The following is an 11,827-nucleotide window of genomic DNA, read 5'->3' on the forward strand; positions in this document are numbered from 1 at the left end:
TCTTATTCCATCGAACCGATCGGTTCAGCGAGCTTGACATAGACCCATCGATGACACATATCAAGGGCAATCGAACCGCTCGGTTCGAAAAGGTTAAAAAAGGGCATCGAAATGGCCAGGCAGACAAGGAAACTGGAAAGGTGTGATCCGGTTCCCGCCGGACGTTTCGCAGCGGGCGAGGACCCGGCGAAACGGGAGCAGATTATCGACGGGGCGAAAAGCGTCTTCATGAAGCTCGGCTTCGACGCGGCAAGCATGAACGACATCACCCGCGAGGCCGGTGTTTCGAAAGGGACGATCTACGTCTACTTCCAGAACAAGGAAGACCTTTTCGGCGCTATCATTGCCCGCGAGCGCGAACGGATCACGCTGCGCATGCGGGACATCCTTGCAGGCAGCGAGGAGGTCGAGGACGGCCTCTACCGCTTCGGCATGGGTTTTGCGACGCACATCACCGCATCGCAGGTGATCGAGGCGATGCGTACCGTGATCGGCGTCGTCGATCGCCTGCCGAGCCTCTGTCGGCATTTTTTCAATTCGCCGACCCAGAACGTCCGCACCGTGCTTGAGGATTTCATCCGGCGCCACGTGGAGCTCGGCAATCTCAAGGTGGAAGATACGGATCTCGCAGCCCGTCAATTCGTCGACATGGTGAGCGGCACCTTCTTCAAACTGCGCCTTTTCGGCGATCTCGACGACGTACCGCCGTTCAGCGAGATCGACCATGTCGTTACGGGCGCGATCCGTGTGTTCATGGCAGCCTACGGCGTCCATGACAATTCCGTGACCGCGAAAACGAAAGAACATGCCTGATTTCAGGAGGTTGTAGCGCAACCTCCTCTTGTCTTCCGCTCATCAGTCCTTAAATCGGTCAGGCAATTACGCCTTGAGATTGAAAGAAGGGAATGTTGATGCAGGATATCGTCGTGCTGGTTCAGGATCCGGCCGCCTGGGTGGCGCTTGTCACCCTCGTCGTCATGGAAGTCGTGCTCGGCATCGACAACCTCATCTTCATCTCCATCCTCACCAACAAGCTGCCGCCCGAAAACCGTGAGCGTGCCCGCAAGATCGGCATCGGCCTGGCGCTCGTCATGCGTCTCGCCCTGCTCGGCACCGTCGCCTGGATCGTCCAGCTCACCAACCCCCTCTTCGAGGCCTTCGGCCACGGCTTCTCGTGGAAGGATCTGATCCTGATCGCTGGCGGCCTTTTCCTCGTCTGGAAGGCGACCAAGGAAATCCATCACTCCGTCGATGTCGACGACCACAGGGAAGACCTGGTCGGCGCCGGCAAGGAAGTGGTCAGGATGAGCTTTGCGTCTGCGATCGGCCAGATCCTGCTGCTCGACCTGGTCTTTTCGATCGACAGTATCATCACCGCCGTCGGCATGACCCCGCACCTGCCGATCATGGTGGTCGCCGTCATCGCCGCCGTCACCGTGATGCTGATCGCCGCCACCCCGCTTGCAAACTTCATCGAGAAAAACCCGACCATCGTCATGCTGGCCCTCGCCTTCCTGCTGATGATCGGCGGCACCCTGATCGTCGAAGGTTTTGGCGTGCACGTCCCCAAGGGCTACATCTACGCCGCCATGGCCTTCTCCGCCGGCGTCGAGGTGCTCAACATGGTGGCGCGCAACGCCCGCAAGAAGAAGAAGGCGGGCGGGCAGACGCTGCATTGATGGTGGCGTTTCCCTTCCATCAAGTCGAGCATCGCCTTGATGCCATATTCAGCATATGCTAGATAAAGCATCAAATGGCGCGAGCGACCCTAATCATGGATCGGAAATTTCATCTGGATGATGGAAGGATCATCCAGATGAAAGTCTGGCAGCTTCCCGATCCCAACGCGGAACGTCCACATGGATTGAAATATTCGCTTTTCTTCGGACGCCCGGGAGAGCGAATTATTGGCTACGACAACGAAGCTGGCAAAGGCGATCATCGCCATTATCGCGATCATGAGGAACCCTATCGTTTCGAGAGCCTCGAACGGACGATCGGGGATTTCGAAGACGATGTGCGCCGGGAGTTGAAGGTATGAGCGAAGTTCGGATCCACGTTTCTAATATGGACGCGTTTTTCGAAAACGCGACAAGGGCTGGAGCGCGGATCGACGCCGGCGATTTCAGCCTGCAGCCCGGCGAGATCGCATTCGAAAGCATGGATCTTCTCTTAAAGGTGCTGACCGCCAATCGCTGGCGGCTTCTGCGCGCCCTGAAAGCGGCTGGCACCTCCTCGATCCGCCAGCTCGCTCATTCCCTGAAGCGGGATTATCGCGGAGTCCATGCCGACGTGGTCGCCCTGGCCGAGGTCGGTCTAATCGAAAAGACCGCAGAGGGTCTGGTCAAGGTTCCCTGGGATCGCATCACGGCAGAAATGGCGATCACTGAAGCGGCCTAGTTGGAAGGCAAAGAATTGCTCCGGCTCTGCCGGGCAGCTCAGTTCTTCGCCAGTTCCCGCTCGACCGCGTCGACCAGCCGGCTGTCCTGCGCATCGACATCGGGCGCAAAGCGGGCCTTGATCTCGCCGTCTCGGCCGATCAGGAATTTTTCGAAGTTCCAGACAATCTCGCCGTCTTCGACTTCCATGCCGAAGCCCCGCAGCTTTTCCTTCATCGGGCCGTCGCCGGTGGTCGGTACGCCGGAGCCGGTGAGGCCCTGATAGAGCGGGTGCTTGTCCTCACCCTTGACGGAGATCTTCGAGAAGATCGGGAATTTTACATCGTAAGTGAGCTGGCAGAATTCGACGATCTCGGCGTCGGTGCCGGGCTCCTGGCCCTTGAAGTTGTTGGCCGGGAAGGCGGTGATGACGAAACCATCGCCGCGCTTGTCTTCGTAGAGTTTTTCGAGACCTTCATACTGCTTGGTCAGGCCGCATTTCGAGGCGACGTTGACGACCAGCATCACCTTGCCTTTGTATTCGGCAAGCGTCGTCTCGCGGCCATCAGCCAGCTTCACCGGCACGTTCAAAACATCAGTCATCGACAAATCTCCATTCAAAACAATTCAATAGCCCCACGGCCATACCCTAGCGAAGCGACCTGCGTTGTCCAGTGGACAGGGTCCCTCTTGCGCCCACTGCGCTGGAACTTTAAGCCTCACCACATTGATCGGCTGCGCGACCGCACCATCTCCATCCTTCTGCCAGCGGTGATTCTCCCGCTGGACCTCTCGACGTCAAGGGCGGCATGACCACTCAGCAGATCCTCGCATTTTCCGTTATCGCCATCATGATGGCGGTCTTTATCTGGGATCGGTTCCGTTATGATGTGGTCGCTTGCTGCGCGCTGGTGCTGGCCGTCGCGCTCGGCGTCGTGCCGGTCGACAGGGCGTTTTCCGGCTTCTCGGACGACATCGTCATCATCGTCGGCAGCGCGCTGGTGGTCAGCGCCGGCGTGGCGAGGTCGGGCATCGTCGATACTGCCATCAAGAAATTCTTCCCGAACCTCAACACGCTGCACACGCAGCTCGCGCTGCTGATGATCGTCGTGGCGCTGCTTTCCGCCTTCATCAAGAATATCGGCGCTCTGGCGATCATGATGCCGGTCGCCTTTCAGTTCGCCAGGAAATCGGGCGCCTCGCCATCGAAATACCTGATGCCCATGGCTTTCGCCGCCCTGCTCGGCGGGCTGATGACCCAGATCGGCACTTCGCCGAACATCGTCGTCTCGCGGCTGCGCGAAGAGCTGACCGGCACGTCTTTCACGATGTTCGACTTCACGCCGATGGGGGCGATCCTGACCGTCGTCGGCATCACCTTCCTGCTCTTCTTTCACTGGCTGGTGCCAAGCCGCACCCGGGAGAACAGCTCGATCGAAGAGGCGGTGGAGATCACCAACTACACGTCAGAGGTCTCCCTGACCGCCGACTCGACGATGCTGGAAAAGCCGCTCAGCGACCTTCTGAAGCATGCCGACGGCGAAGTGCTGGCCACTGCCGTTTTGCGCGGGACGTCCCGCATGTCGCCCTTTCCGGACCTGACGTTGCGCGAAGGCGACGTGGTGATGCTGGAAGGCCCTTCGAAGGCGCTCGATCGGATCGTCTCCGGCGGCAGGCTGAAACTGTCCGGCAAACCGCTGAAGGAAAAAGGCCAGGCACAGACAGACGTGATCTCGGTCGAGGCGATCATCACCCAGGAGTCATCGCTCAAGGGCCTGTCCGCCAAGGAACTGGCGCTCTCCTATACGCGCGGCATCAATCTTCTGGCGATCAGTCGGCGCGGCGAACGGCTGAAGCAGCGGCTGGGCGAGCTGACGCTGATGGCCGGCGACGTACTGGTGCTGCAGGGCAGCCGCAAGAACCTGCCCGCGGTGCTGCAGGATTTTTCCCTGCTGCCGCTCGCCCAGCGCGAAATCCTGCTCGGGACACAGCGCCGCGCCTTCATCCCGCTGGTCATCCTGGCGCTTGCCATGGCCGCGACCGCGGTTGGCATCGCCCCCGTTCCCGTCGCCTTCTTCACCGCCGCCCTCGGCATGGTCGTCTTCCGGGCGATCCCGCTCAACGACTTCTACAAGTCTGTCGACGGGCCGATCCTCGTCATGCTGGCGGCGCTGATCCCCGTTTCGGATTCGCTGAGGACGACCGGCGGCAGCGAACTCATCGCAGGCTGGCTCGGCCAGGTGGCCGCGACGCTTCCGGCCTGGGGTGCCCTGGGGCTGATCCTTGTCACTGCCATGGCGGTGACGCCGTTCCTCAACAATGCCGCGACGGTGCTCGTCATGGGGCCGATCGCCGCGAGCTTCGCCACCAGTCTCGGCTTTCGGCCGGAGGCGTTTCTGATGGCGGTGGCGATCGGCGCCGGCTGCGACTTCCTCACCCCGGTCGGCCACCAGTGCAACACGCTGGTCTTCGGCCCCGGCGGCTACAAGTTCTCCGACTATCCGAGGCTCGGCCTGCCGCTTTCTTTCCTGATCATCCTCGTCAGCGTGCCGGCGCTGCTCTATGTCTGGCCGGTGAGGTAGGGCTGCGGCCGAGTACCTTGACGCCAAAAACCTTGACGCTTGCGGCTGAATATGGCCTAAGCCTGCGCCAATCCGCATTTCAAAAACAGGCTTGGCGCCTTCCCGGCCGCCACAGATAGAGCATTCTTCATGATCGCCACGAAGCCCCGCGTCCGCATCGCCCCCTCGCCGACCGGCGAGCCGCATGTCGGCACCGCCTATATCGCGCTCTTCAACTATCTCTTCGCCAAGAAACATGGCGGCGAATTCATCCTGCGCATCGAGGATACCGACGCGACGCGCTCGACGCAAGAATTCGAGCAGAAGGTTCTGGACGCGCTGCGCTGGACGGGCTTGACCTGGGCCGAAGGCCCGGATGTCGGCGGACCCTACGGTCCCTATCGCCAGTCCGACCGCAAGGACATGTACCAGCCCTATGCCCAGCAGCTGCTCGACAAGGGCCACGCCTTCCGCTGCTTTTGCACGCCGGAACGCCTGGAGCAGATGCGCGAGGGCCAGCGCGCCGCCGGCAAGCCGCCGAAATATGACGGTCTTTGCCTGAACCTGACGGCCGAGGAAGTGACCTCCAAGATGGCGGCCGGCGAAGGCTCGGTCATCCGCATGAAGATCCCGACCGAAGGTTCCTGCGACTTCCATGACGGCGTTTACGGCGACGTGTCGATCCCGTGGGATTCGGTCGACATGCAGGTGCTGATCAAGGGCGACGGCATGCCGACCTATCACATGGCCAACGTCATCGACGACCATCTGATGAAGATCACCCACGTGGCGCGCGGCGAGGAATGGCTGGCATCGGTGCCGAAGCACATCCTGCTCTACCGGTATTTCGAGTGGGAACAGCCGGTGTTCATGCACCTCTCCCTGATGCGGAATGCCGACAAGTCGAAGTTGTCGAAGCGCAAGAACCCGACCTCGATCTCCTATTATTCCGCGCTCGGCTACCTGCCGGAAGCGCTGATGAACTTTTTGGGCCTGTTCTTCATCCAGATCGCCGAGGGCGAAGAGATGCTGACCATGGACGAGCTGATCGAAAAGTTCGACCCGGACAACCTCTCCAAGGCCGGCGCGATCTTCGACATCCAGAAGCTCGACTGGCTGAACGGCCGCTGGCTGCGCGAAAAGCTGTCTCCGGAGGAGTTCATCGCGCGGACGCTCGAATGGGCGATGGAAAACCAGCGCCTGACCGAAGGGTTGAAACTGTCGCAGAGCCGAATTTCCAGGCTCGGCGAGCTGCCGAACCTTGCCGGTTTCCTCCTGTCCAACGATGTCGGCCTGACGCCGGCCTCGTTTGCCGGCCTGAAGACGAGCCCGGCGGAAACGCTGGAGATCATCAATACGGTGCAGGCGGATTTCGAAAAGATGCTCGAGTTCAACACCGAAACGATCGACGCCGAGCTGCGCGCCATTTCCGACCGTCTCGGCAAGAAACTGCGCGTCGTCACCCCGCCGCTGTTCGTCGCCATGTCCGGTTCGTCCCGTTCGCTGCCGCTGTTCGACTCGATGGCCCTGCTCGGCCGCTCGGTGGTTCGCCAGCGGCTGAAGGTCGCGGCGACGGTGGTGGCCTCGATGGTAGGCGACGGAAAGTAAAAGCATACGCGACGGGTCCCCTCCCCCTTGTGGGGAGGGTTAGGGAGGGGCCTTTCTTCCTGAATTCAGGAAAACCCCTCCCTGTCGCTTTGCTCCGACCCTCCCCACAAGGGGGAGGGTTACGCCGAGCCAGCCGCACCGGCGAAACAACATAAACCTGCCCGAAGAAGGCGAAACACGATGACCGACAACACGACGACCGAAACCGCCCTCTCCTCCGACGCCACCCAGGTGCGCGCCCAGAAACTCGCTTTGCTTCGCGAAAAGATCGGCGACGTCTATCCGGCGCATTTCCACCGGACGATGACCAATGCGGAGCTGGCCGAGAAATACAAGAACCTGGAAGCGGACGTCGAGACGCAGGATATCGTCACCGTCGCCGGCCGGGTCTATTCCTCGCGCAATTCCGGCATGTTCATGGACATCCACGATGCATCCGGCAAGGTTCAGATCTTCTCCCACAAGGACACCACGCCGCAGGAAGCGCGCGACCTTTTGCCGATGGTCGATATCGGCGACATCATCGGCGTGACAGGCGTCGTGCGCCGCACCAAGCGCGGCGAGCTGACCATCAACGCCCAGAACATCACCATGCTCACCAAGTCGCTGCTCCCGATGCCGGAGAAGTGGCACGGCCTGTCGGACATCGAGCTGCGCTACCGCAAGCGCCATCTCGACATCATGACCAACGAAGAGTCGAAGCTCCGCTTCCAGCAGCGCAGCCGCATCGTCTCGGGCATCCGTCGCTTCATGGAAAACGACGGCTTCATGGAAGTCGAGACCCCGATGCTGCAGGCGATCTACGGCGGCGCCACCGCAGAGCCGTTCAAGACCCACCACAACACGCTGAAGCTCGACATGTACCTGCGCATTGCGCCGGAACTGTTCCTGAAGCGCACGCTGGTCTCGGGCCTCACCGACAAGGTGTTCGAGATCAACCGCAACTTCCGCAACGAAGGCGTCTCCACCCGGCACAATCCTGAATTCACGATGATGGAGTGCTACTGGGCCTATGCCGACTACGAGGACATGATGGACCTCGTCGAGCGCATGTTCTCGACGCTCGCCATGACCATCCACGGCACGACCGAAGTGAAGTTCGGCGACAAGGAACTGTCCTTCAAGGGCCCGTTCAAGCGCGTGCCGATGCCCGATGCGGTGAAGGAAGCGACCGGCATCGACTTCCTCGCCATGAAGACCGACGAGGAAGCCCGCACCGCCGCCAAAGCCGCCGGTTTTGCGGTCGAGAAGGATTGGACCTGGGGCGAATGCCTCGCCTTCATCTTCGAGGAAAAGGTCGAGGGCACGCTGATCCAGCCGAGCCACGTGACGCATTTCCCGAAGGACATCTCGCCCTTCGCCAAGGAAGTGCCGGGCGAACCGCGCCTCGTCGAACGTTTCGAGACCTATTGCAACGCCTGGGAACTGGGCAACGCCTTCTCCGAGCTCAACGACCCGGAAGAGCAGCGCAAGCGCATGGTCGAACAGCTCGAACAGGCGCATGCCCGCGGCGAAAAGGACAAGCAGCTCGATGACGAGTTCCTGGATGCGATCGACCAGGGCATGCCGCCCGCCGGCGGCCTCGGCATCGGTGTCGATCGCCTGGTCATGCTGCTGACGGATTCGCCGTCGATCCGCGACGTCATCCTGTTCCCCGCGAGACGCGCCAAGGCGGATTGATAGGGTTCGCCTCCGCCGCGGCCACCACTGTCGTCATCCCCGGGCTAGACCCGAGGATCCACCGGCTGGGCAATGCGGATGCTGAATCCTCGGGTCAAGCCCGAGGATAGCGTGGAGAGTTCGGTTTACTCCCCTCTCAATGCACGACCTTCTCAGCCGGATCCTTCGCATCCGAAGCCGCCGCCGCCTGGGCGGGTTTCGCGGGCGCGGGCGGAGCCGGTTGGCCCCTGAGCTTTGCAAGCCATTCGGCGCCGGCGGCGTCCGCGTCCGTGGCGCCGGCGGTCTTGGCCGGAGCCGCTTCGGCATGCGCCGTTTCCGGCGGCCTGGCGTCGGAGCGAACGGCGTCGCCATCGGTCTGCTTCGACCAGCGCTTGCCGCCTTCCGCAGACGTGCGGGGCGCGGGCGCGGGCTCTGATGCCTTGGCGGCGGCCGGGGCTGCGCCGGGTTTCTCCTGTTCGCCGCTGCCGGAGAACATGCCCATTATCGAGGCGAGAAAACCGCCCTCTTCCTTTTTCAGTTCGGCGGATGCGACCTGCGCGGGTGCTGCCGGCTTCGGCTTGCCCTGGTCCTGATTGGGGCCCTGATGGGCAACCGACTTGTTCGGTGCTGCGGGTGCCGGGTGCGCGGCGGCTGCCGGGGCAGCGTGGGCGGCCGCGGCCGGGGCAGCGGCATGGGTTTCAGAAGCGGCAGGATTGCCAGCGGGTGCATGGCCTTGCGCGGGGGCTTCCTGCCCGGAGCCGAAGATCATGCCGGTGACGGAACTGAAGAAGCCGCCGCTTTCCTTCGCCGCGACCTCGCCGCCATGCCCCTCGGCCGGAGCGCCGTGAGCGTCCGCAGGGGCGCCATGACCGTTCGCGACCGGTTCACCATGGCCAGCGGGTGCGCTCGGCGCCCCGTGACCGTCAGCCTTCGGTTTTTCGCCATGGCCGGCGGGAGCACCATGTCCACCTTCCGGCGTGGCGACGACCGGGCCAACGCAATCGGCGTGATCGGTCAGCCGGGCGGTAAGCGCCTCGACATCCTCGAGCGGCAGGTCGATGCGCATGCCGTAATATTCGCCGTTCGAATTGGCGGTACCATCGAGGTAGTAGGCCGAATAGGGCTGGGCGTCGGTGCCTTCGGGCGCCTTTTTGGGATCCGGGATATAGACGACCTGGGCCCCGATCGCGCGGCCGCGCATCTGGGCACGATCGCGCGGACCCGCCTTGTCGATCATCGCCACCTGGACGAGATCGGCCTTTTCCTTTTCCTGGACCGCCTTGGCGACGCGCAAGACCGTGCGGATGCGCGCCAGACCGTCGCCGGTTCCGTCGCTCACCACATATTTGCGGATCCAGTAGCGCTGGTCCCGCTTGATCTTGACCGTTTCGAGCGCGGTACATTCCAGCCCGTTGATCTCCAGATAGGAGGGGCCGAGGATCTTGTCTGCGCCGATGAGCACCGCCGCCGCGCCGCTGCCACCGCCGAGCACGACGATACTGCCCATGAGGATGAAGACGAGCTTCTTGGAAAACCGGAACTTCAGACCCTTCACTTGCCGAACTCCGGCATGGTCAACTCCATTTTTACGCAGAACAACAGGATGGAATAGTGCCGGGATAGTCACCTATTCTTGTTGAGGAAGCTTTAAGCCGGAGGGTTCTTTTCGCCCTCCGGAGGAGTTTCTCGCAGGCGTCGTGCTTCATTCCGGAACGCACCTGCTTTTGATGCATCCCTCTTGCGCAAATCGAACCGCGGGTATATACCCGCTCCATGCCGAACGACACCTGCCACTGCATCCTGCTGCGCAAGGCCTCTCGAAAGGTCTCGTCCTATTACGACGAGGCACTGGCGCCGCTCGGCGTCAACATCGGGCAGTTCAGCCTGCTGCGCAACGTCAACCGGCTGGCGCCGATCTCGCTGACCGATCTCGCCGTCCAGGTGGAACTGGACCGGTCGACGGTCGGCCGCAATGCCAAGGTGCTGGAGCGCATGGGTCTGGTGACGATCGGCCATGGCGAGGATCAGCGGGAAGCGATGTTGACCGTCGCGCCGCAGGGCCATGCGATCTTGAAACAGGGCGCGCCGCTGTGGGACGGCGTCCAGGACGATATCGAGGCCCGGCTTGGGGCCGAGAAAACCAGACAACTGCAGGAACTGCTTGCAGCCCTCTGATTTTTAACCAGAAGCGGGTATATACCCGATTTTTATCACGCTGCCGGTGCGGCAACGACCAGGAAAGGGACAGACCATGATCTCCAATCGCGCCGCCCAATGGATGGCGGCCAGAAATCTGCATTATGGATGGGTGGTCGCCATCACCACATTCCTGACCATGCTGGCAACCGCCGGCGCCATGGGCTCGGCCGGCGTGATGATCCAGCCGCTGCATCAGGAGTTCGGCTGGGATATCGCCGACATCTCTTCGGCCATGGCCGTCCGCCTGGTACTTTTCGGCCTTCTCGGACCGTTCGCCGCCGCCTTCATGAACCATTTCGGCGTCCGCCAGGTGGTCACCTTCGCCTTGGCGCTGATCATGAGCGGCATTGTCCTGTCGTTGTTCATGACCCAGGTCTGGCAGCTCGTGGCGCTCTGGGGCGTAGTCATCGGCGTCGGCACCGGCATGACGGCACTGGTCCTCGGCGCAACGGTCGCGACCCGCTGGTTCTCCAAGAGCCGCGGCCTCGTCGTCGGCCTGATGACCGCCAGTAACGCCACCGGCCAACTCGTCTTCCTGCCGCTGCTCGCCGCCATGACGGAAGCCTATGGCTGGCGCACCGCGCTCACCTTTACGGTCGTCGTCATCTCCGCCGCGATGCTGCTGGTGCTGCTCCTGATGCGCGACTATCCGTCCGATGTCGGCCTGCCGGCCTATGGCGAGACTGAGGTGACGCCCGCGCCGAAGCAGGACCACAAGTTCCTGGCGACGCTCTATTCGCCGATCGGCGCGCTCGGCCACGCCTCGAAGAGCGGCACCTTCTGGGTTCTGTTCGGCACGTTCTTCGTCTGCGGCCTCTCGACAAACGGGCTTATCCAGACCCACTGGATCTCGATCTGCGGCGACTTCGGCATGGCAGCGGTCACCGCCGCCAGCACGCTTGCGGTGATCGGCATCTTCGACTTCTTCGGCACCATCTTCGCCGGCTGGCTGTCGGACCGCTACGACAATCGCTGGCTGCTGTTCTGGTTCTACGGCCTGCGCGGCCTGTCGCTGGTCTACCTGTCCCTCTCCGGCTTCAGCTTCGTCGAGCTGTCGGTCTTCGCGATCTTCTACGGCCTCGACTGGGTGGCGACCGTGCCGCCGACCGTAAAGCTCGCCGCCGCCGAATTCGGTCGCGAACGGGCCGGACTGATCTTCGGCTGGGTGTTTGCCGGCCATCAGATCGGCGCGGCCACCGCTGCCTTCGGTGCCGGGTTCCTGAAGAGCGACTTCAACACCTACATGCCGGCCCTGCAGATCGCCGGCGTGATGTGCATGATCGCCGCGGTTTCCGTCCTGCTGCTTCGCAAGCCGGGTACTGCCAAGCTGGTGCCGCAGCCGGCCTGATCTTTTCTCGGGCCTGCAGGGGCGCTTGCCCCTCATCCGGCCGCCGCGAATGAATACAGAAAGGCCCGTCGCGA

General features: G+C 62.3%; 11 protein-coding genes. 9 read left to right on the plus strand and 2 right to left on the minus strand.

Annotated elements, in window-relative coordinates:
• The first annotated feature begins 111 nt into the window (after window positions 1-111).
• The 4 genes from ACSQ3G_RS15055 (at window position 112) to ACSQ3G_RS15070 (ending at window position 2,400) form a co-directional block, all read left to right on the plus strand.
• A complete protein-coding gene (locus ACSQ3G_RS15055) occupies window positions 112-813 on the plus strand; it encodes a TetR/AcrR family transcriptional regulator (RefSeq protein ID WP_105439534.1) in 702 nt (233 codons plus the stop codon).
• Between the two features lie 98 nt (window positions 814-911).
• Window positions 912-1,679, plus strand: coding sequence for a TerC family protein (locus ACSQ3G_RS15060; protein ID WP_105439760.1), 768 nt, complete (start codon window positions 912-914; stop codon window positions 1,677-1,679).
• 74 nt (window positions 1,680-1,753) lie between these two features.
• A complete protein-coding gene (locus ACSQ3G_RS15065; protein WP_436110602.1) occupies window positions 1,754-2,041 on the plus strand; it encodes a toxin-antitoxin system TumE family protein in 288 nt (95 codons plus the stop codon).
• A complete protein-coding gene (locus tag ACSQ3G_RS15070; protein WP_172724028.1) occupies window positions 2,038-2,400 on the plus strand; it encodes an HVO_A0114 family putative DNA-binding protein in 363 nt (120 codons plus the stop codon). Before ACSQ3G_RS15065 ends, ACSQ3G_RS15070 begins: the two co-directional genes overlap by 4 nt.
• Before the next feature lie 38 nt (window positions 2,401-2,438).
• On the opposite strand, the gene ACSQ3G_RS15075 is transcribed toward ACSQ3G_RS15070, so the two are convergent.
• Window positions 2,439-2,981: a glutathione peroxidase gene (locus ACSQ3G_RS15075; protein ID WP_105419698.1), complete on the minus strand. Its 543-nt coding sequence runs from the start codon at window positions 2,979-2,981 to the stop codon at window positions 2,439-2,441.
• Between the two features lie 206 nt (window positions 2,982-3,187).
• Here ACSQ3G_RS15075 and ACSQ3G_RS15080 point away from each other — a divergent pair, with 206 nt between their 5' ends.
• From ACSQ3G_RS15080 to lysS, 3 genes are all read left to right on the plus strand, one after another.
• On the plus strand, window positions 3,188-4,960 hold the full coding sequence (locus ACSQ3G_RS15080) for an SLC13 family permease (RefSeq protein WP_436110603.1): 1,773 nt from the start codon (window positions 3,188-3,190) through the stop codon (window positions 4,958-4,960).
• Between the two features lie 129 nt (window positions 4,961-5,089).
• Window positions 5,090-6,547: a glutamate--tRNA ligase gene (gene gltX, locus ACSQ3G_RS15085; protein ID WP_105400088.1), complete on the plus strand. Its 1,458-nt coding sequence runs from the start codon at window positions 5,090-5,092 to the stop codon at window positions 6,545-6,547.
• A 180-nt stretch (window positions 6,548-6,727) separates the two neighbouring features.
• On the plus strand, window positions 6,728-8,227 hold the full coding sequence (lysS, locus tag ACSQ3G_RS15090) for a lysine--tRNA ligase (protein WP_436110604.1): 1,500 nt from the start codon (window positions 6,728-6,730) through the stop codon (window positions 8,225-8,227).
• A 136-nt stretch (window positions 8,228-8,363) separates the two neighbouring features.
• Here lysS and ACSQ3G_RS15095 read toward each other — a convergent pair whose 3' ends face one another.
• Complete coding sequence (locus ACSQ3G_RS15095; RefSeq protein WP_436110605.1) at window positions 8,364-9,761, minus strand: hypothetical protein; 1,398 nt, start codon at window positions 9,759-9,761, stop codon at window positions 8,364-8,366.
• 218 nt (window positions 9,762-9,979) lie between these two features.
• Here ACSQ3G_RS15095 and ACSQ3G_RS15100 point away from each other — a divergent pair, with 218 nt between their 5' ends.
• Window positions 9,980-10,381 (plus strand): MarR family winged helix-turn-helix transcriptional regulator, encoded by a 402-nt coding sequence (locus ACSQ3G_RS15100; RefSeq protein ID WP_436110606.1) that lies wholly within the window; start codon window positions 9,980-9,982, stop codon window positions 10,379-10,381.
• 76 nt (window positions 10,382-10,457) lie between these two features.
• Window positions 10,458-11,753, plus strand: a complete 1,296-nt coding sequence (locus ACSQ3G_RS15105; protein WP_436110607.1) for an MFS transporter — start codon at window positions 10,458-10,460, stop codon at window positions 11,751-11,753.
• The last annotated feature ends 74 nt before the right edge of the window (window positions 11,754-11,827 follow it).

The organism is Neorhizobium tomejilense, from assembly GCF_964254135.1.
Taxonomy (GTDB): domain Bacteria; phylum Pseudomonadota; class Alphaproteobacteria; order Rhizobiales; family Rhizobiaceae; genus Neorhizobium; species Neorhizobium tomejilense.

What these genes read in the sequence shown, in the direction of transcription:
- ACSQ3G_RS15055 (WP_105439534.1), top strand. Translation starts at nt 112, where the DNA reads ATGGCCAGGCAGACAAGGAAACTGGAAAGGTGTGATCCGGTTCCCGCC.
- ACSQ3G_RS15060 (WP_105439760.1), top strand. Translation starts at nt 912, where the DNA reads ATGCAGGATATCGTCGTGCTGGTTCAGGATCCGGCCGCCTGGGTGGCG.
- ACSQ3G_RS15065 (WP_436110602.1), top strand. Translation starts at nt 1,754, where the DNA reads ATGGCGCGAGCGACCCTAATCATGGATCGGAAATTTCATCTGGATGAT.
- ACSQ3G_RS15070 (WP_172724028.1), top strand. Translation starts at nt 2,038, where the DNA reads ATGAGCGAAGTTCGGATCCACGTTTCTAATATGGACGCGTTTTTCGAA.
- ACSQ3G_RS15075 (WP_105419698.1), bottom strand. Translation starts at nt 2,981, where the DNA reads ATGACTGATGTTTTGAACGTGCCGGTGAAGCTGGCTGATGGCCGCGAG.
- ACSQ3G_RS15080 (WP_436110603.1), top strand. Translation starts at nt 3,188, where the DNA reads ATGACCACTCAGCAGATCCTCGCATTTTCCGTTATCGCCATCATGATG.
- gltX (WP_105400088.1), top strand. Translation starts at nt 5,090, where the DNA reads ATGATCGCCACGAAGCCCCGCGTCCGCATCGCCCCCTCGCCGACCGGC.
- lysS (WP_436110604.1), top strand. Translation starts at nt 6,728, where the DNA reads ATGACCGACAACACGACGACCGAAACCGCCCTCTCCTCCGACGCCACC.
- ACSQ3G_RS15100 (WP_436110606.1), top strand. Translation starts at nt 9,980, where the DNA reads ATGCCGAACGACACCTGCCACTGCATCCTGCTGCGCAAGGCCTCTCGA.
- ACSQ3G_RS15105 (WP_436110607.1), top strand. Translation starts at nt 10,458, where the DNA reads ATGATCTCCAATCGCGCCGCCCAATGGATGGCGGCCAGAAATCTGCAT.